Here is a 20,647-nt window from a genome sequence, read left to right as displayed (position 1 = left end):
AGTCAGCCATCTCAGGTTTGATATGAGTTATTCCGGTAAGAATACTATGTCTTTACACCTCTAAAGTTGTTGGCTTCAATGTCTGAACATATTCAGATACTTTCTTGAGTCCTTCAACCAAAACATTCGTATCGCATGCATACCCGATTCGAACATGACCTTCCATATCAAAACAAGAGCCTGGCGTTAAAAATGCTCCATTTGCTTTAAAGAGACCTACACAAAATTCTTCAGAAGAGAGAGGAAGATCATACTTTAACATAGCTGTTGTACCTGCACGGGGCTTCACATAAGAAAATGAAGGCTCTTGTTGAACCCATACATCCAATATAGCCAAGTTATTTCTAATGATTTCACGGTTTCTTTTCAATATATTATTATAATTTTTTAAGGCATGTACTGCAAGAATATCATCTATCATGCCACAGCTAATAGTGGTATAATCACGGTGTTTGAAACACTCACCAATTACATTTTTAGGTCCAGCAATCCAACCCAGTCGTAATCCTGCTAAAGAAAGAACTTTTGACATGCTTGATGTACTTATGCCTTTTTCATATAAATCAACAATAGAAGGGATATCAAGATCATCTTCCTGTAATAAATTACGATAAACCTCGTCACATAGTATATATGCATTACAAGATCGGGCAATCTCAACAATGTCTTCAAGCATTTTTCTCTCAATAATTGCACCTGAAGGATTGTTAGGATTGTTAATAATAATCATTTTTGTTTTTTTATTAACTAAGGATTTTAATTCCTCTAAATCTGGTAAAAACTTATTTTCTGGTCTTAATGGAAGAAGATCGACACTTGCACCGAATGATGCAGGTACATCGTATAATTGTTGATAGGTAGGGTGAACAGCAATCACATGATCTCCTGGCTCGATCAGAGAGTATAGCACTAAGAAATTTGCTCCAATAGCTCCGTTCATCATTAGCACATTTTCAGGTTCAACATTCTTATAAAGCTTTGATACTAATGTTCTAAATTCAGGTGAACCTTCAATATGTCCATAGGTTAATTTTTTCTTACCTATATTACGAAGAAACTCTTCAGGGTTTGTTCCGTCAATTGCAATTAACTCGTTTACTGTTAGTGATTCTACGCAAGTTTCTGCGATGTTATAAACAGCCTCCATTTCATACAAGTTCATCCAGTGTTCTACTGCGAATGTTTTTATGTCCATTATGATGCCTCCTATTTGTTTCTCGTCAATATTTTTGTAATCTTAGAGAGTAGTCACTATACCAATTTGTCTTTCTTTTGCTTCCTCTAATATAAAGTTAGCTGTTAATAAATCTTGTAGAGAGATGCCAGTACTATCAAATATAGTAATATCTTCGTCATTGAGACGGCCCACAGTTTGGCCAAGTATAACGCTCCCGATTTCGGATATGATTTCATCGGTATTAATTATTTCTTTTATATAAGGTATTTCGGTTTCGCCTACGCTAATGGCTTGATTTACGTCGTCAACAAAAACACGAGATATAGCGAAGATTTGTTCTTCAATTTCTTGTTTTCCCTGCATATCTGCTCCAACACAAGAGAAATGTGTTCCAGGCTTTACCCATTCCTTTTTAATAATGGGTTGACGAGAAGGGGTTGCGGTAATAATAATATCAGCGCTTTTTGTAGCTTGTTCAATATCATTAGTTGCTGATATTGGTATATTAATTCGCTGTAACAATTGATTATAAAACTCTTGATCTTGATTTTTATATGGTGCAATAAGTTGTAACAATTTATCTTTGACCAAATCACAGAATTTTTTTGCAGAATCATAGGAACGGGCGTTATAAACATTAATCCTCTTAATGTTTTCCATTACCATTAAGGTTGACATGATTTGATAAGGTCCTAAATGACCTGAGCCAACTAAAAGGAGCTCTTCGGAGTCTTTTCTAGCTAAATATTTAGCTCCTATTCCTCCTGCAGCCCCTGTTCGCATCATAGTGATATACTCTCCACTCATAATACCTAGTGGTTCTCCAGTTCTACTATCAAGTACTAATACAGTCCCAATAACCGCTGGTAATCCTTTTTCAGGATTTTCTCCAAACCAGGAAACCAATTTAAGCCCAAAGATATTTGCACCTGATAATTCCCCTGATTTAATGTCCATATCTGCTTTCCCTGGATCAAATTCATGAAACACCATTGGAAATAAAGAAGCCTCATTTTTTTCTTTTAGTGTATACGCTTTTTCAACAATACTTATAACGCTTCTCAAATCTAAAATGTCTTTAATATTTTCCTGATTAAGAACTCTAAACATGATTTCCTCCTCCAGAAATTTGATCATTATCGTAGAAATATTATTAAAACTATTCGTATTTCAAACTTAACACACGTTTAGAAAGTAGGAAAAATAAATTAATTAAATGGTATCTATTGAAAAATATTATTGTTAACAAGAATAGAAACCTTAGGATATTCCGTTCATGATGAGGAAGATATTAAAGTCGAAGGTTATAGAAAGAAACGAGACATATCAAATACAAAACTTAAAGGTTGTAGTAGATGCAAATCATAGAACGGAATTATTACTTCTGCAGCGTTTTCACCGCGCAAGATTCCCTGAACTGGAGTTGCGATTGCATCAGAATATTCCTTTGCATTACCTCTTTTCATTTGATAACATATTAGAAATATCAATCTTAATGTTCTTTCTAAATCTAACATATTCTTAAAATTGATTCTTTTAATGGTAATCATAATAAAAATTTAGTGGTCTCCTCAATTTTTATTAGTAATAAGTAATGTATGAAGGGGAAAGCTATGGAACTCAGAAACTTAAAAACCTTTCAAGTAGTTGCAGAACATCTTAACATGACAAAAGCAGCTAAAATATTGAGGTATACTCAACCAACAATTACCACTCAAATACAAGTTCTAGAAAGGGAATTGGATCAAACGCTTTTTACTCGTGTTGGCAAGAAAACGTTTCTAACTCCTGCAGGTAAAAAATTAAAGGGATATGCAGATAAAATATTAGACATTGTAGATGATTTAAAGCGGGATATGGAAGAAATTAATGGACCTTCTGGATCACTTACAATCGCTGCTTCAGAATATTACTGCATTAATCATCTTTCTTTACTTCTTAGTTCCTATAGGAAACTGCATCCACAAGTTTCACTGAAACTTTTACCCTGTAACAGCTTGGATGTTATTCAAAAGGTCCTTAACAGCGAAGCGAATATAGGTATAATTGCTTGTGATTGTGAATCATCAATTATAGAAAAGCGTTTACTTGATGAAGAGAGAGCGGTACTTGTTGTTGCATCAGAAATCTATAAAAAACATACAAGGGAAGAAATCTTTTCAAATTATCCATTTCTAGCTTATCATGAGAACTGTAGTTTTGACGGACTTATTGAACAATGCTTTACAGAATTAAATTATCGACCGGTATCCACAATCGAGTGTGGGGGTAGTGATGAAACCATTAGACGTGCTGTACTCAATCAGACAGGAATCGCTCTATTGGGTGAAAATGTAATTAAGGAAGAACTTTCTAATGGGAAACTCGTTCCTTTACATTATTCCAATCAATCTATTAAAACACACTTTATTTATTTAAATAATAAATCCGATGGACTTACTGTTAACTCTTTTGCAGATTTATTAAAGGATGCTTGGCATGTGATAAATGAACAATAAGTAGCATGGTGTTAGCTTCTTTTTATTTGCAGTGTTAAGTGCATTTGATACTGTAATAGATATTGATAATCCTTTTCCACGAAGAAGAGGTGGATTTGCACGAATTAGCGTTAAGGTAAATGAAGCAATTGTTTATGTTTTATGGATTAGACACCAATTAACATTATTAAATCTACCAAATCTTATATGGATGGTGGATTTTTTTTTGGAATTATTAACTAGACCATAGCGGGATGAAGGCACGTCTTATGATGATTTAAAATAGATTATGGATACTTTGATAAAAACAGTTTAATAAATCTTTGATTCGAGCAATAAACCTCTTTACTTTTGATATTAAATAGTTTGAAAACGCTTGCTACAATATAGGTAATCAGCAGGATAAAAGAATACAGGGAGTGTTTAAAATGGAATTACAGTTTCCATCCAATTTTCTTTGGGGATCAACAACAGCAGCTTACCAAGTTGAAGGGAATAATTATAACAGCGATTTCTGGGCAGAGGAGCATGCAGAGGGCTCACCTTATAAAGATAAATCAGGTGATACCATTGATCATTACCGGCTCTATCGGAAGGATATTGCCCTTATGGCTAGTTTGGGTTTAAATACCTACAGATTCTCAATCGAATGGTCCAGAGTTGAACCGGAACCGGGACAATATTCACGTTCAGCGATTGAGCATTACAGGGATGTACTTGAAACATGTTATGAACACGGAATCACACCTGTGGTTGCTATGCATCACTTTTCTTCACCTAAGTGGCTTATGAGACTGGGAGGGTGGGCCAGTCCTGAGGTTCCTGATCGTTTTGCTAAATATTGTGAAGTGGTATTCCGTGAATTAGGTCATTTAATCCCGTACGCATTGACGATGAATGAAATCAACCTTCCAGTTATGCTGCGTGAAATTTTCTCGAAAATTGGTTTTATCCCTCCAGTTGGCATTGAAAGAGAAGCATGGGTGGTACCTAAATGGAGAGAGTCAGCAGCAAAATTATGCGGGACAACGATTGAAAACTACTTCACATTCCACATGATTTCGGATGAGTCTTCTATCAATATATTAAAAGAAACTCATAGAAAGGCCCGTGAGGCAATTAAGAGGATTCAGCCAAATACCAAAGTAGGTTTATCCATGGCTCTATCGGATATTCAGTCTATTCCTGGGGGAGAGGAGTTGGCCGCACAGAAATGGCATAGTTATTTTAGACAATATTTGTCGATGATCGAAGGAGACGACTTTTTCGGATTGCAAAATTATACAAGAGAGGTATATGGACCTGAAGGACAAGTAAGGCCTGCTGAAGGGGCAGAACTCACACAAATGGGGTATGAATTTTATCCAGAGGCACTAGGTAATGTCATTCGAAAAGTCGCAAAAGATTTATCGATTCCAATAATGATTACAGAGCACGGTATTGCAACCGATGACGATTCCCGCCGAGTAGAATTTATCGGTAAAGCTTTAGAAGGAGTGCAGGCATGTCTAGACGATGGGATTGACGTCAGAGGCTATCTTCACTGGACCACTTTTGATAACTTTGAATGGCAGTCTGGCTATTCAATGAGGTTTGGCCTTATAGAAGTGGATCGATCGACACAAGAACGAAAAGTAAAGGAAAGTGCGCGTTATTTAGGAAGTATTGCCAAAATGAACACCTTAGTATCGAAATAAAATCTTAGGCTCCCTGGTCCGGCGCGGGGTCTGACAATTTCTTTGAATCGAGCAATATACTGCTTTGGTTTTAACATTAAATACAATGAAAACGCTTGCTAAAATAGAAATATCAAAAAGGGAGGGGATTAAAAACAAGTATTTATACGATCCCATGCGTTTGACTAAATTATTGTTTTAAAATTAGAGGGGGTTAAACCAATGGAAAATAGTATGATGAAAAAGACGCCTTTTGTAAGATTATTAATAGCAGCGATGCTGGGTGTAGGTACTTCGATCGCTCCATTAGTACTGTTAGGATTTGGACTTTCTACATTTATTGTTATTAAAATTGTAGGACAAGAACATGCAACCGCTGCTTTTGCTACAGCCACTGGAATCTCTGGCATAGCCGTTGTCATTTTTGGACTTTTTAGCGGAGTAATTGCAGATAAAACCCGAGTAAAGATGGGAAGAAGAAGGTTCTGGATTATTGCCGGAAGTATTGGCGGCGCCTTATGTATGTTAGGTCTAACATATGCTTCATCTATCCCGGTGTTTGTCGTTACTTTATGTCTAGTGAATTTCTTTTATGGTATGGTTTCGCTTTCATGTTACGCCATTGTTCCTGAACAAGTAGAACAGGAAAAGTTTGGTCGAGTTTCGGGACTACTTGGTGCAGCAGCGCCTGCATTCGTTATGACTGGCCAAATGATTATGGGAGTCTTTGCTAATTCTACTCTACAAGAGAAAATGATTACTATGATAATTGTCCAGCTAATTGGTGGAGCGTTAACTGCCCTTCTTATTAAGGATAACTATGTTGCTGTAACAACTAAAAGTGATAAAAAGTCAATTGGGATCAGAGGTTTCTATCCAAGTTTTAAAAAGCACCCATCCTATACCTGGGCGTTATTAACAAAGTTATTTATCTATTTTACGAATGCCGGCACGACGATGTTAACTCTTTTCTATATTGCAAGGTTCCACTTAGGTGAAGCCGCAATCTTTAAAATTATGGGTCTAATGGCTCCGACGATTTTGATGATGGTTGGGGCTGGAATCCTTGGCGGGTTCCTATCAGATAAGTTAAAGAAACAAAAGCCTTTTGTTATCGGAGCAGCCGTTCTAACAGGAATATGTTTAATCGTATTTGCCTTCTCTCCTAGCGTAACTTGGGTAATTGTCGGTAACTTTATCTTCAACTTTGGTTTTGGAATGTACAATGCAGTTGACAATGCACTAGTAAACCGTATTCTTCCATCCAAAGAGAATGCAGCAAAAGATATCTCGATTATGAATACAACTACAAATTTAGCATCAACACTAGTAACTTTTGCGGCACCTGCCTTAATCGGTTTAGGAGTAAGCCTGTTTGGCGGAGATGGATATACTCTTTTCTTCTTAGTTCTAGCTGCATTCTCCATTCTATCAGCGATATTTGTACTTCCAATACCGGAAATGGGCTCCAGCATAGAAAGCAACAAAGACTCTTCTAATGAAATAGTTGTTTGAAACTACTGAATTTTTAATACTTAGAAAAATCGGGATGAATGGTACTTTGGTATTATTCATCCCAATTGTATTTAATTCATCTACAAGATAAAAAAAGAAGTATTGATTGAGAGGAATTAGAAAATGACCCTTTTGAATGTAGTTGCATTAACATGCGAATATAGAAAAAATCCGCTAGGAATTGATATAAAAAGACCTCGAATTAGCTGGAAAATCGAATCAGATAGACGAGGAACAATGCAAAAGGCATATCAACTTCAAGTTACGGCCAATGATCGGGATTTCACTACAACGACATGGGATACAGGTGTTATTCAATCAGATGAATCTATTCACATTGAATATGGTGGTCCCGAATTAAAGCCTCGAACAAGGTATTTTTACCGGGTGAAAATCTGGGACAATTTTGATCGCGTATCAGAGTGGAGTGAAACCGCTTGGTGGGAAACTGGATTGTTAACTTCCGATGAGTGGAAAGCAGAGTGGATTACACCCGATCCAGATGGAATCGATCCGCTGAGTGAGCCGGCATTTTTATTAAGAAAAGAATTTACTCTAAAAACCGGTATGACCTCGGCTCGTATTTATGGCACTGGTGTAGGGTTGTATGAATTATATCTAAACGGAGAACGCGTCGGTGATGAATTACTTGCTCCGGGTTGGACGAGCTATCATAAACGACTTCAATATCAAACATATGATGTGACGGAACAGCTCCAAAATGGTTCCAATGCGATCGGAGTTATGCTGGCAGATGGCTGGTATAAAGGAAACCTCGTTAGGGAAGATAATCGGAATATTTATGGAGATAGACGGGCAGCATTCTTTCAACTTCATGTAACTTATAGCGACGGTACGGAAGAAGTCATTGTAACAGATAATACATGGAAAGCTTCCACAGGACCTATTTTATTTTCGGAAATTTACCATGGGGAAACGTATGATGCGCGGCTTGAAAAAGAAGGATGGACCCTTCCCAACTTTAATGATCAGGGATGGATTGGTACCATTGTTCAAGTAATGCCTATTACCCAAATGGTATCACAAGAGAATGTCCCAACCAGAGTAACCGAAGTACTTAAACCCATTGACACTTTTGTAACTCCAGCAGGTGATACCATTTTAGACATGGGCCAAAACATGGTCGGCAGAATTCGGTTGAAAGTGAAGGCCCCTGTCGGAACTCGTATTGTGTTAAAGCATGCCGAGGTTATAGATAAAGACGGGAATATTTACTTTGGCAATCTAAAATTTGCAAAGCAAACGGTAGAGTATATAACAAAGGGTGAAGGAATTGAGATCTATGCTCCACATTTCACATTCCAGGGGTTCCGTTATGTGAAAGTGCAAGGATATCCTGGCCAGGAAAACGGTCTGCCGCTTGAAAACTTTATCGGTGAAGTCATTCACTCTGACATGGAGCGAACAGGTGAATTTGAGTGTTCCGACCCACTAGTGAATCGGCTTCAGCAAAATATTGTTTGGGGGCAAAGAGGAAACTTTCTGGATGTACCGACAGATTGCCCGCAACGAAGTGAAAGATTGGGGTGGACGGCGGATGCACAAGTCTTCATTCCAACTGCACTTTTTAATTACAATGGTGGTCCATTTTTTACAAAGTGGCTCAGAGATTTAAAGGCTGATCAGCTTCCAGACGGGAATGTACCATTTGTCATTCCGAATGTGGAGGGTGGAAAAGGTTCTGCGGCTTGGGGAGATGCAGCAACGATTATTCCATGGACCATTTATCAGACTTATGGAGATAAACGTGTACTAGCTGAGCAATTTGACAGTATGAAAGCGTGGGTAGAATATATCCGCAGGCAGGGCAAGAACGAATACCTATGGAATACAGGTTTTCATTTTGGTGATTGGTTAGCCCTGGATGCCAAAGAAAATAGCTTTGTTGGTGCCACAGCAAGAGATTTTATTGCCACCGTCTTTTATGCCCATTCAACTAGAATTCTAAGAGATGCGGCCGAGGTCCTAGGGAAATCGGGTGAAGTTAAGGAATATAGTTTCTTATTGGATAAGATTATCGAGCAATTTAATCTTGAATTTGTTTCGCCATCAGGCAGACTGGTGTCTCCAACACAAACAGCTCATGTCATTGCGCTGATGTTCGATATGGTAGACGGAAAAGCCAAAGAACGGACGGCCTATGAGCTAAATCAATTACTCATTCAAAATGATTATCATCTGAACACAGGATTTGTCGGAACACCGTATATCAGTTTAGCTCTTACAAAAGGTGGTTATCATGAAACAGCTGTCAAATTATTAATGAAGGATGATTTCCCCTCCTGGTTGTACCAAGTGAAAAAAGGTGCCACAACCGTTTGGGAGCATTGGGATAGCATTAAGCAAGACGGTTCGTTCTGGAGTGATCAAATGAATTCCTTCAATCACTATGCATATGGTTCAATAGGAAATTGGATGTATAGAGTCGTAGCGGGGATCGATATGGATACAGCTGTACCAGCTTATAAGAAAATAAAAATCCAACCAAATTTTGCAGGTATTTCGTTTACTCAAGCAAAAGCTGCCTTTGAGTCCATGTATGGAAGAATTTTATCATCCTGGAACCTTACAAATGAAACGGTAGAGATCGAGGTTGAAATTCCTGTGAATACAACTGCAGAGATCCTTTTACCTAAAGCTAATCTTGCTGATGTGTTGGAAGGAAATAAACCATTGGTTTCAGGGGATATTCATTCTTATTTGGAAATCAAAGAGGGTGTACGACTCACTGTAGGTTCTGGATTTTATCATTTTAGGTATCGAAACGAGAGTGGATTGAGACCAAGTTTTACTGAAGATACACCAATTATTGATTTCCTTGATTATATGGAGGCAGTTGCTGTATTAGAGAAATTTGCCCCTGGTATCACAAAACCACCTGCTATTTTTTCAACAAAAGCTAGAAGCTTGAAAGAATTAGCGGAATTACAAGAGGTAAATCTCACAGTTGATAAGGTTAAAGCTATTATTGGCGAGTTAAAAACGCTGGCATTGGAAGCTGTTTTAGTAGAATAAATAGGATTAAAGCCAATCACCTGTCGTGATTGGCTTTTTATATCGGTTGGTTGGGGGATTTGTTAATAAATTCTGGATTTTGTTAATATGGTCTCAAATTTTGTTAATATCTCTTGGAATTTGTTAATATCCCTAAATTATTGTTAATATCGCCCCGAAATTTGTTAATAAAGCGTTAAAGCAATAAAGTGAAGTTAAAAGAGCACCAAACTTGAGGTGCTCTTTTTGGCTAATAAAAATTACCTAACTTTCTAGAGGTTTCTTTTTAAATTGACTAGGGGATTTCCCCATGTATTTTTTAAATTGCCTTGAAAAGATAAAAGGATCATGATATCCAACATGGCTCGCTACACTTTTAACAGAATAGCCCTCTGTTAAAAGACGTTCAGCTAGAAGAAATTTGGTTTGTAGTCGATATTGCTTCGGAGATATCCCAACAGCCTCTTTAAATAATTTTCTGAGTTTTTCATAGCTTATATGAAAAGATGCCGCAATCTCTTCCAATGATATATCCTCGTATAGCATATGTTTAGTCCCTGAAATGATCGTTTCGATGTCTTTGCTTTGATTCACAATGTTTTCCCGGTGCAAATTAATTAATAATTTTTGTGTATTAAAAAGAACTTCGGGAAGCTCAGCTGTTGTGGTTGTTTTTAACTGAAATATTAAATCGATAAACCATTGCTCCAGATATGGTTTTAGGTTTAATTCAAAAACGGGAGTTACTAGATTTAACAGCTCTAGAGAAGCGAGAGAATGAAAGGTGGATTCACCGATACTAACATGAAATTCATACCAAGGCTCGGCTGACTCTATGATTAAAGAATATGTTTTTCCTGGCAGTTGCTGACAAAGTGAATGTGCCGAAAGTGGAAAGACTTGTCCCGTTTCCAAATCTAACAAACGTCCAGAACCATGAAGTATAACAAAACAGTTGTAATATTCATGACCAATCGTTATAGGTAACTCATTTGTATTTCTTGTAACAAATCCACAGGATAAAATTCCATTTTTTATATCATTCGTTAAGTAGCGAGTAAATGTATCTGTCTTCGTTGGATTAATCAATTTTATTACTCCTCATATCAGTTCTCCAAAAATAACATGATAGTTAAAGATTACATCCTTACAAAGTAGAAATCAAAGCTTTTTTTTAAAAGATTCATACCAAAAATAACATGAAATTGAAGAGGAATGTTATGTGTTATAAATTTAGTGAATGATAAGATTTATATTGTAGAAACCTTTCAAACCAATGAAGGAGTATGAAAAATGAAGCAAAATAATTTGGATTTTAACTGGAGATTTAGTTATTCCACAGGCAACTCTAGTAAGGATAAACGAGGAAAAGCATTCAAAGATACGGTCAATCTGCCACATGATTTTTCTATTGGATTAAATCGATCAGAATCAGAAGGATCGAATGAAGCAGGAGGCTTTTTTCCAGGAGGGATTGGCACATACGAAAAAGAGATCTTTATCCATGAAGAGGAGAAAGAAAAAGTATATATCTTGTTGGTAGAAGGAGCATACATGAATGCGGAGGTCTACCTAAACGGTCATCTGGCTGCTTTGCATCCTTATGGATACACCGAATTTAAAGTAGATTTAGCCGAATACATTCGCTTTGGTCAGAAGAATAAGCTGCGGATCGTTGTCAATAACAATGCCTTGCCGAATTCCAGGTGGTATAGCGGTTCAGGGCTGTACCGACATGTACAGCTTCTTACAGCCGAAAAACTTTATATCGATCCATGGGACTTATGTGTCACAACAGAGGATGTAAGAGAGGATAAAGCATTTGTAAAAATTGAAGCAGCGATAACAAACGTGCAATCTACAGAAGAAAACATAGAGTGTCAGACTACCATTTATGATACGAATGGGAAGGAGATAATGTCAGAAGTAAAAAGCGGCATTGCTCATAGAGAAGGAAAAACAACCTTTGAAACTTTCATGCTGATCGAAGCACCTACACTTTGGTCTACCGAGAATCCATATTTATATAAAGTACTCACAAGAATTTATAAAAATGGCTCCTTGATGGATGAAACGGATACAACATTTGGAATTCGTTCTATTTCTTTTGATTCAAAAAATGGATTTCGTTTAAACGGTACTTCTTTGAAATTAAAGGGTGGGTGTATCCACCATGATAATGGTCCACTTGGGGCAGCTGCCTTTGATGTGGCGGAATATCGAAAGATTCGCCTGTTAAAGGATCTGGGGTACAACGCTATCCGCACGGCGCATAATCCACCATCACGCGCACTGTTAGATGCATGCGATTATTATGGAATGCTGGTGATCGATGAAATGTTTGATTGCTGGCGTCAGAAGAAAAATGCCTATGATTATCACCTGTATTTTGAAGATTGGTGGAAGCGTGATGTAGAGTCCACCATCTATAGAGATAGAAACCATCCTTCCGTAATTATGTGGTCCATTGGAAACGAAATCGGTGAACGAGACGGAAATTCAGAAGGGGTACGGATTTCAGAGGAACTATGTGATTTTGTTAGAAAACTTGATCCAACAAGAGCCGTTACAAATGGTGTAAATGCAATCTTTCTGGATGCAGGCGAATTTGGCGGGATATTGGCCAACATCTTTAATGGTAGCGCGGGTGTTCTTTCTGAACTGCCACCGGAAGTCCACGAACTATTAAAAGAGTGCGATCGCGTGACGGCTGAGTGGGGAGAATTAACAGAACCCTTCTGTAAGCCTTTAGATGTTGTCGGGTATAACTATCTTGATAGCCGGTATGAAGAAGATGGCCTAAAATTTCCAGACCGGGTAATTTGCGGAACAGAATCCTATCCCAAAATGATGGCATCTGTGTGGAAAAAGGTGGAGGAAAATCCCCATGTCATTGGTGATTTTTCATGGACAGCGATTGATTATATTGGGGAATCCGGTATTGGACGCAGTTTTTATGATGAGACAGGAAACCTGTTTGGAGATTATCCGTGGCACTTGTCAAATTGTGGCGATATAGATATTTGTGGGTTTATACGTCCACAGGGGGAATATCGAAAAATACTTTGGAATAAGCGTAAAGAACCTTATTTAGCGATACTGAAACCGGAACACTTTGGAAAAAAAGAAATAGTGTCTGCTTGGGGCTGGAGTGACGTTGTGCATAGCTGGAGTTTCCCAAAGAATGTAGGACAAAAGGTTCGAGTTGATATTTACAGTAATGCTGAAGAGGTTGAATTGCTTATTAATGGCAGCAGTATCGGAAGAAAAACAGTGAATGAGGAACTAAAGGTAAGTTTTGAAGTGAACTATACCCCTGGTTCCATTGAAGCAATAAATTATAGAAATGGTAGGAAGGCTGAGAATGATAGAATTGAAACTTGCGGGGATCCGTATTCTGTAAAACTAGAAGTGGAAGAAGAGAATTGGGATTCATTAAACACCGATGATTTGAAATATATTACCTGCAGTATTAGGGATGAAAATGGATTATTAGTTCCAAATGCAGAACATTTGGTAAATGTAGAAGTTAGTGGAGCAGGAGAGCTCGCCGCAATTGGCACTGGAAATCCGGTATCAGAAGAAAGTTATAAGGAGTTTTTTAGAAAAGCATATAACGGGAAATTGTTAATTGTTGTAAGAGGGAAAGCAGAAGGAAAAGCAATCATTTCTGCAACAGCGGAAGGTATAAGAGGAGACAGTATCAAGATACAGATGAACTATCAAATTGAAGATTTTAATGGAGTGTTAATATAACATGGCAACTATTGTACAGAACCCTATTTTAAAGGGATTTAATCCGGATCCATCCTTTATTTTTGTAGAGGATTCGTATTACATTGCTACTTCTACATTTGAGTGGAATCCCGGAGTACAGATTCATTTTTCAAAAGACTTGGTAAATTGGGATGCTGTAGGTGTGTTGGGGGATAAAAGTTATTTGAACCTAACAGGTATCCCTAGTTCTGGCGGTGTTTGGGCACCATGCCTAAGCTATAATAAAGAAGAAAAATTATTCTATTTGCTTTATACCAATTTTAAATCTAGTTATCAACCGCCATTCCGTGATTTAGATAATTATTTAATTACTGCACCAACCGTCCATGGTCCATGGAGCGATCCAGTTAGGTTAAATTGCAGTGGTTATGACCCCTTTATTTTTCATGACGATGATGGGAAAAGTTATATAACCAATATGATTTGGGATTATCGACAAGAACCGGAAAAACGATCTGCAGGTATTATCATCCAAGAATATGATCGTCAGCAAAAACGACTTGTGGGTAAAGTCTCGACGTTGTTTGAAGGGACAGAATTGGGACAAACTGAAGGACCAAATATCTTTAAAAGGAATGGTTATTATTATTTAATGACAGCAGAAGGTGGTCCACACTATGAGCACGCAGTAACCTTAATACGAAGCAAGTCCATTTGGGGACCATATGAATTGCATCCAAAACGGTACATTCTTACTTCATCTGGGACTGATGAAGACACACTTCAGAAAGCAGGTCATGCTTCTGTTTGTGAGGATGCGGATGGAAACTGGTATATGGCATACCTTTGTGCCCGCCCGGTAAAAGACGGCAGATGTATTTTGGGCAGGGAAACCGCTATTCAAGAAGTAGAATGGCGTGAGGATGATTGGCTCTATTTAAAGTCTGAGAATATTTATCCAGCAGACACCTTTATTGTGCATAGAAATGTTGAAAAGATGGATAATTCAAAAACGACTTATACCTTTGAAGATGAGCGTTTTAGAAAAGACTTTTTTACTTTGAGAGAACCTTACTCAAAAGAACGTTTTTCTATTCATGATCGAGAAGGTTATCTAAGAATATATGGAAAAGAATCTATTAATTCCATTATTGAACAAGCTATTATTTGCAGGCGGCAGACGGCAATGTCCTTTGAGGCTAAAACACTGTTGGAATTTAATCCTGAGAATTTTGGTCATATGGCAGGGATCATCTATAAGTACAATGAAGCCAATCAATATTATTTTTATATGACCTATGATGAAACGAAGGCAGCAAATGTATTGGCTGGGATAAAAATTGATAGGGGTCAGCCAACTATTTTACCACAGGAAGAACAGCCTACGTTATTTTCGGACAAGGTTTACTTGAAGATTGTGGTGAATAAAGAAAAAGGGCAGTTCTATTATTCATTAAATGACCAGGAGTATATTCCTGTTGGTGGGGAGTTTGATACAACGATTTGTTCTGATGATTACGCTTATGGATTTACAGGGACAATGGTCGGGATGGCATGTCAAGACATGTCTATGCACGAACATTATGCGGATTTTAAATTTTTTAGTTATGAAGACAAATAGATTCATTTAATGGAGGTTCCTATGAAAAAGCAGGCTTTTAACCCATATTTGCCAAGTTATGAATATGTTCCTGACGGAGAGCCCTATGTATTTGGAGAAAGGGTATACGTGTATGGAAGTCATGATAAATTTAATGGAACCGAATATTGTCAAAATGATTATGTATGTTGGTCGGCACCGGTTGATGACCTGGGTAATTGGAGCTACGAAGGAGTCATTTATAAGAAAATACAAGACCCTATGGGACGAACAGGTAATAGATTATTATTTGCACCGGATGTACAACAGGGACCTGACGGAAGATATTATTTATATTATGCATTTGATTTTTTGGGAGTCATGTCAGTAGCTGTCTGTGATTCGCCAGCTGGCAAATATGAATTTTACGGACATATTCATTACAAGAACGGAACCTTACTTGGAAACCGCGAAGGGGATGGATTCCAGTTTGATCCTGGTGTTCTAGTGGATGATGATGGCAAAGTTTATTTGTATTCTGGTTTCTGTCCGGTGAATTTCCCTTGGAATTTTTTAGGGAAAAAAGAAAAACCTATAAAAGGCGGAATGGTCATCGAACTGGAATCTGACATGATTACGGTCAAAGAGGAACCAAAATATATCTTTCCTTTTAAGGCTAATGGTAGGGAGACATCTTTTGAAGGACATGAATTTTTTGAAGCATCTTCCATGAGAAAGATTGGTGATACCTATTATTTTGTTTATTCTTCATTTAACGGGCATGAACTATGCTACGCAACATCCAAGAGCCCTATTGGTGGATTTGAATATGGGGGAACCATCATCTCCAATGGGGATATCTTTTTAAATGGAAGAACAGATGAGGAAGCACTAAATTACACGGGTAACAATCACGGCAGCATCGTCGAAATAAACGGGAAATGGTATGTATTCTATCATAGACAGACGAACAGGCATCAATTTTCACGTCAGGCATGCGCTGAAGAAATCCGAATCGAAAGTGACGGGAGTATCAAACAAGTAGAAATGACAAGCTGCGGACTAAATAAAAGTTCATTGATCGGGAAAGGAGAATATCCTGCTTATATTGCTTGTAACCTCATGAGCATAACAGGGGCAGTTCGATACGAGTTTGGTCAAGAGATAAATGAATCTCACCCGTACTTTACCCAAGAAGGGGAGGATAGGGAGGATAATCCAAACCAATATATTGCCAATTTGCGAGATGGAGCTACCGCAGGATATAAATATTTTAATATTGAAAATGTCCGTGAAATTTCTGTGAAAGTAAGAGGAAAAGGAAAGGGAGAACTTCATGTAAGTACATCGATTGATGGTAACCCGGTTGCTCAGATTACAATTTCTCCTACACAAGAGTGGGGAATTTACAAGGCTCCGCTACAAATAAATGAAGGAGTTAACGCTTTGTACTTTACCTATAAAGGTGAAGGAGCAATTGATTTATTTTCCTTTATTCTAGAATAGATTTTCTAATGGAACACCACAAGTTATAGGATATGTTCCTACTCATTTATTAAACCTTTTATCTTTGAATTAAATATTATTCTCCTTTGATTCTGGTATTAATATTGTTGAAATCACTTGCTAAAATGGTTACAAGTGAATTTTTGAATCCATTTAAGCCGGTTAAAAAGTGAAGATTTACAAATGTGGGGTTTAATCTTAGAGATGGACATTGCTTTTATTTCTAGTAATTGTTAATCTGATTGTAAAATTAATATAATGGAACTCAGTTTTAGTCAATCATTATTAAGTGATTGGCTTTTTTTGCGGTTGTTTGGGGGATTTGTTCATATTACCAGGATTTTGTTAATAAAGCGTTAAAGCAGTAAAGGAAAGCCTTCTTTCGAGAGGTTTGTTCAGTCAGGTTTTAAATAGGTGGGTTTAATTGGGGATAGGCGTGTGTGAAGCGCCTGTCCTTTTTCGTTTGAAAACAAAAATATATTTGCTTTTGTATTATATGTGTTTGTTTTCCAAAAAAATATGATATAGTTATAGTGGGAATAAGTGAAAAACAAATATAAAACAACATAAATAAAAATACTGAATTAGAAAGGGGCAGGCCAAGTGCTGGTAGCAGAAAGACAAAAAAAGATCGTCGAATTAGTGAATGAACGATTAAGCATTCGGGTTACGGAACTGAGCAAGATTTTCGCTGTTACAGAAGAAACAATTCGACGGGATCTTGAAAAACTTGAAAAAGAAAATTTATTAATGCGCTCTCATGGCGGTGCAGTAAGTATTGAAAAGGACCAAGGGGAGGTTTCTTATTTAGAAAGAGAAATCACCAACGCGGAACAAAAGAAAGCGATTGCTGCGGCAGCAGTTCGTATAATTGAGCCAGGTGATCAAATTGTACTGGATGCCAGTACAACAGCATGGTATGTCGCAAAAGAATTGTCGGATATGCCGCTAACCGTTTTGACAAACTCGATTAAGGTTGCGATTGAACTTAGTAAAAAAGAACAAATCAAAGTGATTTCCACTGGTGGAACATTACTCTCACAATCATTATCATATGTTGGACCGCTAGCAGAACGATCCCTAAGCATGTATCACGTTAATAAAGCGTTTCTTTCCTGCAAAGGGGTGCATTTAGAAAGAGGATTAAGTGATTTTAATGAATCACAAGCGTTATTAAAAAAACAGATGATGGAAATTGCTGATGAAACGATATTAATGGTGGACTCAAGCAAATTTGGGACACGTGCCTTTTCAAGAATCTCACCTGTTTCCAATCTTGACTGCATTATTACCGATTCAAAACTTGATGAAGAAACTAAAAACCAGTTGGAAGACAAAAATATTAAATTACTAATTGTAGACTAACAGACCAATATCCGGTCTGTTTTTTACACTTTTCAACACATAGATGTATACTAGATAAAATAGTAATTCCACTAAGATGGGTGATCGAAAATGAATTTTACCTACGAAATTATCGAAATGAATAAAGAACTCCCCTTGCATATCTTTTTAAACAGTGTCGATTATGTATCAAACCATTGGCATGATAGTATCGAGATTATTTTTGTCCTAAAAGGAAAAGTTAGTGTGTCTGTTAACGATAAGCGTTATGAGTTAAATGAGAAAGATGTCGTTCTCATTAATGCTAACGATATTCACGCCATTCAGCACCAAGATGAGAATTTATTACTTACCATTCAGCTGCCAATCCCTGAATTAAAGGAGAATGTAAAAGATGTCGATTCCTATGCCTTCTCTTGTAAGTCATTCCTATATGATGAAAATCACCAAGCAGAGTTTAATGAACTTCGCTCTTTGTTAGCGCAGATGATGTGGGTAATCAACAAAGAGAGCGAAGGATATGAATTACAAATTAAGTCCCTTTATTTTCAGTTAATCTATTTATTAATCAAAAATTTTAGAGAAGAGACCGAAAAGGAAAACAAACTCTCCAGCCAAAAACACATTGAGCGGTTACTTAGAATTACATCCTATGTGAAAGACAATTTTAAGCAGCAAATTACCTTAAATGAACTGTCGCAAATTGAATTTTTGTCTGTTCATTACTTATCAAAGTTTATACAAAAACACTTGGGGATGCCTTTTTCGAAATACGTTGATAGTATCAGGCTCGATCATGCAGTGAAGGATATTGTTTTTACCGATATTCCACTGACGCAGATCGCGCTCGATAATGGATTTGCAAGTGTAAAGGCTTTTAATCGGGCGTTTAAGGAGTTTTATCATCAAACGCCGAGCGAATACCGGCGTGCCGTGGAGATGGAACCAAAGAAAACGGAAAGTAATAAGGTGACACTTGCGAATTACGTGGAAATTGATAAAATACAGGCTTTTGATCAGCTGTTTGCTTTTTTACCTAGTACTGAACAATCATTAGTAGTTGAACAGCAAGCCGTTTTCAAAAAGACAATTAAAGTGAATGTGGAAGAGAAGGCAGAAACACTTACACATACGTGGAAGAATCTTATGACGGTTGGTAAGGCAAAAGAGTGTCTTTATACCGATATTCAAAACCAACTAAAGCAAGTGAAAAAAGTGACTAATTTCAATTACCTCCGTTTTCATGGAATCTTTGATGACGAAATGATGGTTTATGGGGAAGATGAACAAGGGATTCCCACATATAATTTCTTATATACTGATAAGCTGATTCAGTTTCTAGAGAGTATTCAAGTAAAGCCGTTTATTGAGTTAGGATTTATGCCATCAGATTTAGCAGCTGGCCGCGAAACGGTATTCTTTAAAGAAAGCAATGTCAGTCAGCCAAAGGATATCGAGAAATGGAATAATCTTTTAAAGGCTTTTATTTTACATTATGAAAATCTATATGGAGAAGAAGAAGTCCTACAATGGTATTTTGAAGTGTGGAATGAGCCGGATTTTTATGTTTTTTGGCGAGGGACGTTTGAAGATTATTGTATACTATATAAAAATAGCTACGAAACCATCAAGAGTATAAATCCTCTTTATAAGGTAGGCGGGCCAAGTATTGTTTCTATTAAAAATAGTGACTGGTTACAGCAGTTTTTAGATTTTTGCAGCCGAGAGGAATGTATTCCTGATTTTATCTCATTCCACAATTACTCTCATGACGAGATGGATATTAATAAGAAAAAAAATCAAACCAATGATAAAGCCATGGGATTTGGTTATATATCAAGGGATGAACACTTCTTGGAGAATCGCATCACTGATCTTAAAAAGATGTTGTTGGAGAATCAATTAAACAACATTGAAATACACCTTACTGAATGGAACTCTACGGCCTATCATCGGGATTTAACCAATGATACAAGCTTCAAAGCCGCTTTTATTGTAAAAAATCTCTTGGAAAACATGGATTCGATTCAAAGCTTTGGCTATTGGACCATAACTGATTTAATTGAGGAAAGAAGAGCTTCAACGAAGAGTTTTCATGGAGGTTTAGGTTTATTTACAAATCATAACATTCCGAAACCTGCTTTTTTTGCTTATCAGCTGCTAGGCAGGTTAGGTAACCAATTGGTTAGTAAAGGGGATGGTTATTTCCTCACGAAAAGTTCAAAAGGGTATCAGCTGCTTCTTTATCATTATTGCCACTATGACCGGCTCTATTGTATGAATCAGCATACAAATATTGATTTAGAAAATAGATACAATGTGTTCCTTGACCAATCACCAATGGAGGTCAAGATGATTTTAAATAAAGTTAAAAAAGGAACATATAAAATAAAACAGTACCAACTAAATAAACAACATGGAAGTTCTTTTGATAAATGGGTCGAAATGGGAGCCCCTGAACATATGAATCAAGAGGAGATCGATTATTTAATTCATTCTAGTGTCCCTAAACTTCAAATAAGTGAAGTACGTATAGAGGAAAATTATATTTTAAGCACTACTCTTGGGGCTCATGAAGTACAATTATTTGAGATTGTTCCTCAAAGAACTCGTTAGGCAGGAACCCTACCTGCCTTTTTTT

The 20,647-nt window shown here is 37.1% G+C and carries 12 protein-coding genes; 9 read left to right on the top strand and 3 right to left on the bottom strand.

Annotated features, from left to right (window positions below; genetic code table 11):
• Positions 1-52: 52 nt before the first annotated feature.
• Together V7077_RS20800 and V7077_RS20795 are read right to left on the bottom strand one after the other, a co-directional pair.
• Positions 53-1,195, bottom strand: a complete 1,143-nt coding sequence (locus tag V7077_RS20800; protein ID WP_335505465.1) for an aminotransferase — start codon at positions 1,193-1,195, stop codon at positions 53-55.
• Between the two features lie 42 nt (positions 1,196-1,237).
• Positions 1,238-2,287: an ornithine cyclodeaminase family protein gene (locus V7077_RS20795; protein ID WP_335505464.1), complete on the bottom strand. Its 1,050-nt coding sequence runs from the start codon at positions 2,285-2,287 to the stop codon at positions 1,238-1,240.
• Positions 2,288-2,790: 503 nt separating this feature from the next.
• Here V7077_RS20795 and V7077_RS20790 point away from each other — a divergent pair.
• The 4 genes from V7077_RS20790 to V7077_RS20775 all read left to right on the top strand — a co-directional run bounded on the left by V7077_RS20790 (position 2,791) and on the right by V7077_RS20775 (position 9,881).
• Entirely contained in the window at positions 2,791-3,675 is an 885-nt protein-coding gene (locus V7077_RS20790; RefSeq protein ID WP_335505463.1) for a LysR family transcriptional regulator, read from the top strand.
• A 407-nt stretch (positions 3,676-4,082) separates the two neighbouring features.
• Positions 4,083-5,351, top strand: a complete 1,269-nt coding sequence (locus tag V7077_RS20785) for a glycoside hydrolase family 1 protein (RefSeq protein WP_335505462.1) — start codon at positions 4,083-4,085, stop codon at positions 5,349-5,351.
• Positions 5,352-5,552: 201 nt separating this feature from the next.
• Positions 5,553-6,845: an MFS transporter gene (locus V7077_RS20780; protein ID WP_335505461.1), complete on the top strand. Its 1,293-nt coding sequence runs from the start codon at positions 5,553-5,555 to the stop codon at positions 6,843-6,845.
• 123 nt (positions 6,846-6,968) lie between these two features.
• Positions 6,969-9,881 carry a family 78 glycoside hydrolase catalytic domain gene (locus tag V7077_RS20775; RefSeq protein WP_335505459.1) on the top strand — a complete coding sequence of 971 codons (2,913 nt, stop codon included), beginning with the start codon at positions 6,969-6,971 and terminating at the stop codon, positions 9,879-9,881.
• 243 nt (positions 9,882-10,124) lie between these two features.
• Here the strand turns inward: V7077_RS20775 and V7077_RS20770 are convergent, their stop codons facing one another.
• Positions 10,125-10,949 (bottom strand): helix-turn-helix domain-containing protein, encoded by an 825-nt coding sequence (locus V7077_RS20770; RefSeq protein ID WP_335505457.1) that lies wholly within the window; start codon positions 10,947-10,949, stop codon positions 10,125-10,127.
• Between the two features lie 204 nt (positions 10,950-11,153).
• Between V7077_RS20770 and V7077_RS20765 the strand changes: the two genes are divergently transcribed.
• The 5 genes from V7077_RS20765 to V7077_RS20745 all read left to right on the top strand — a co-directional run bounded on the left by V7077_RS20765 (position 11,154) and on the right by V7077_RS20745 (position 20,622).
• A complete protein-coding gene (locus V7077_RS20765; RefSeq protein ID WP_335505456.1) occupies positions 11,154-13,616 on the top strand; it encodes a glycoside hydrolase family 2 TIM barrel-domain containing protein in 2,463 nt (820 codons plus the stop codon).
• 1 nt (position 13,617) lies between these two features.
• Entirely contained in the window at positions 13,618-15,198 is a 1,581-nt protein-coding gene (locus tag V7077_RS20760; RefSeq protein ID WP_335505454.1) for a glycoside hydrolase family 43 protein, read from the top strand.
• A 21-nt stretch (positions 15,199-15,219) separates the two neighbouring features.
• On the top strand, positions 15,220-16,662 hold the full coding sequence (locus V7077_RS20755; RefSeq protein ID WP_335505452.1) for a family 43 glycosylhydrolase: 1,443 nt from the start codon (positions 15,220-15,222) through the stop codon (positions 16,660-16,662).
• Between the two features lie 603 nt (positions 16,663-17,265).
• The gene (locus tag V7077_RS20750) at positions 17,266-18,027 is read left to right on the top strand and encodes a DeoR/GlpR family DNA-binding transcription regulator (RefSeq protein ID WP_335505450.1); all 762 of its coding nucleotides are present in this window, start codon (positions 17,266-17,268) and stop codon (positions 18,025-18,027) included.
• Between the two features lie 90 nt (positions 18,028-18,117).
• Positions 18,118-20,622 (top strand): GH39 family glycosyl hydrolase, encoded by a 2,505-nt coding sequence (locus V7077_RS20745; RefSeq protein ID WP_335505448.1) that lies wholly within the window; start codon positions 18,118-18,120, stop codon positions 20,620-20,622.
• Positions 20,623-20,647 lie beyond the last annotated feature (25 nt).

It is taken from the genome of Neobacillus vireti (assembly GCF_036962465.1).
Classification (GTDB): domain Bacteria; phylum Bacillota; class Bacilli; order Bacillales; family Cytobacillaceae; genus Neobacillus; species Neobacillus vireti_B.
Note: the sequence above shows the minus strand (reverse complement) of the source record. Positions and strands in the feature narration are given on the sequence as shown.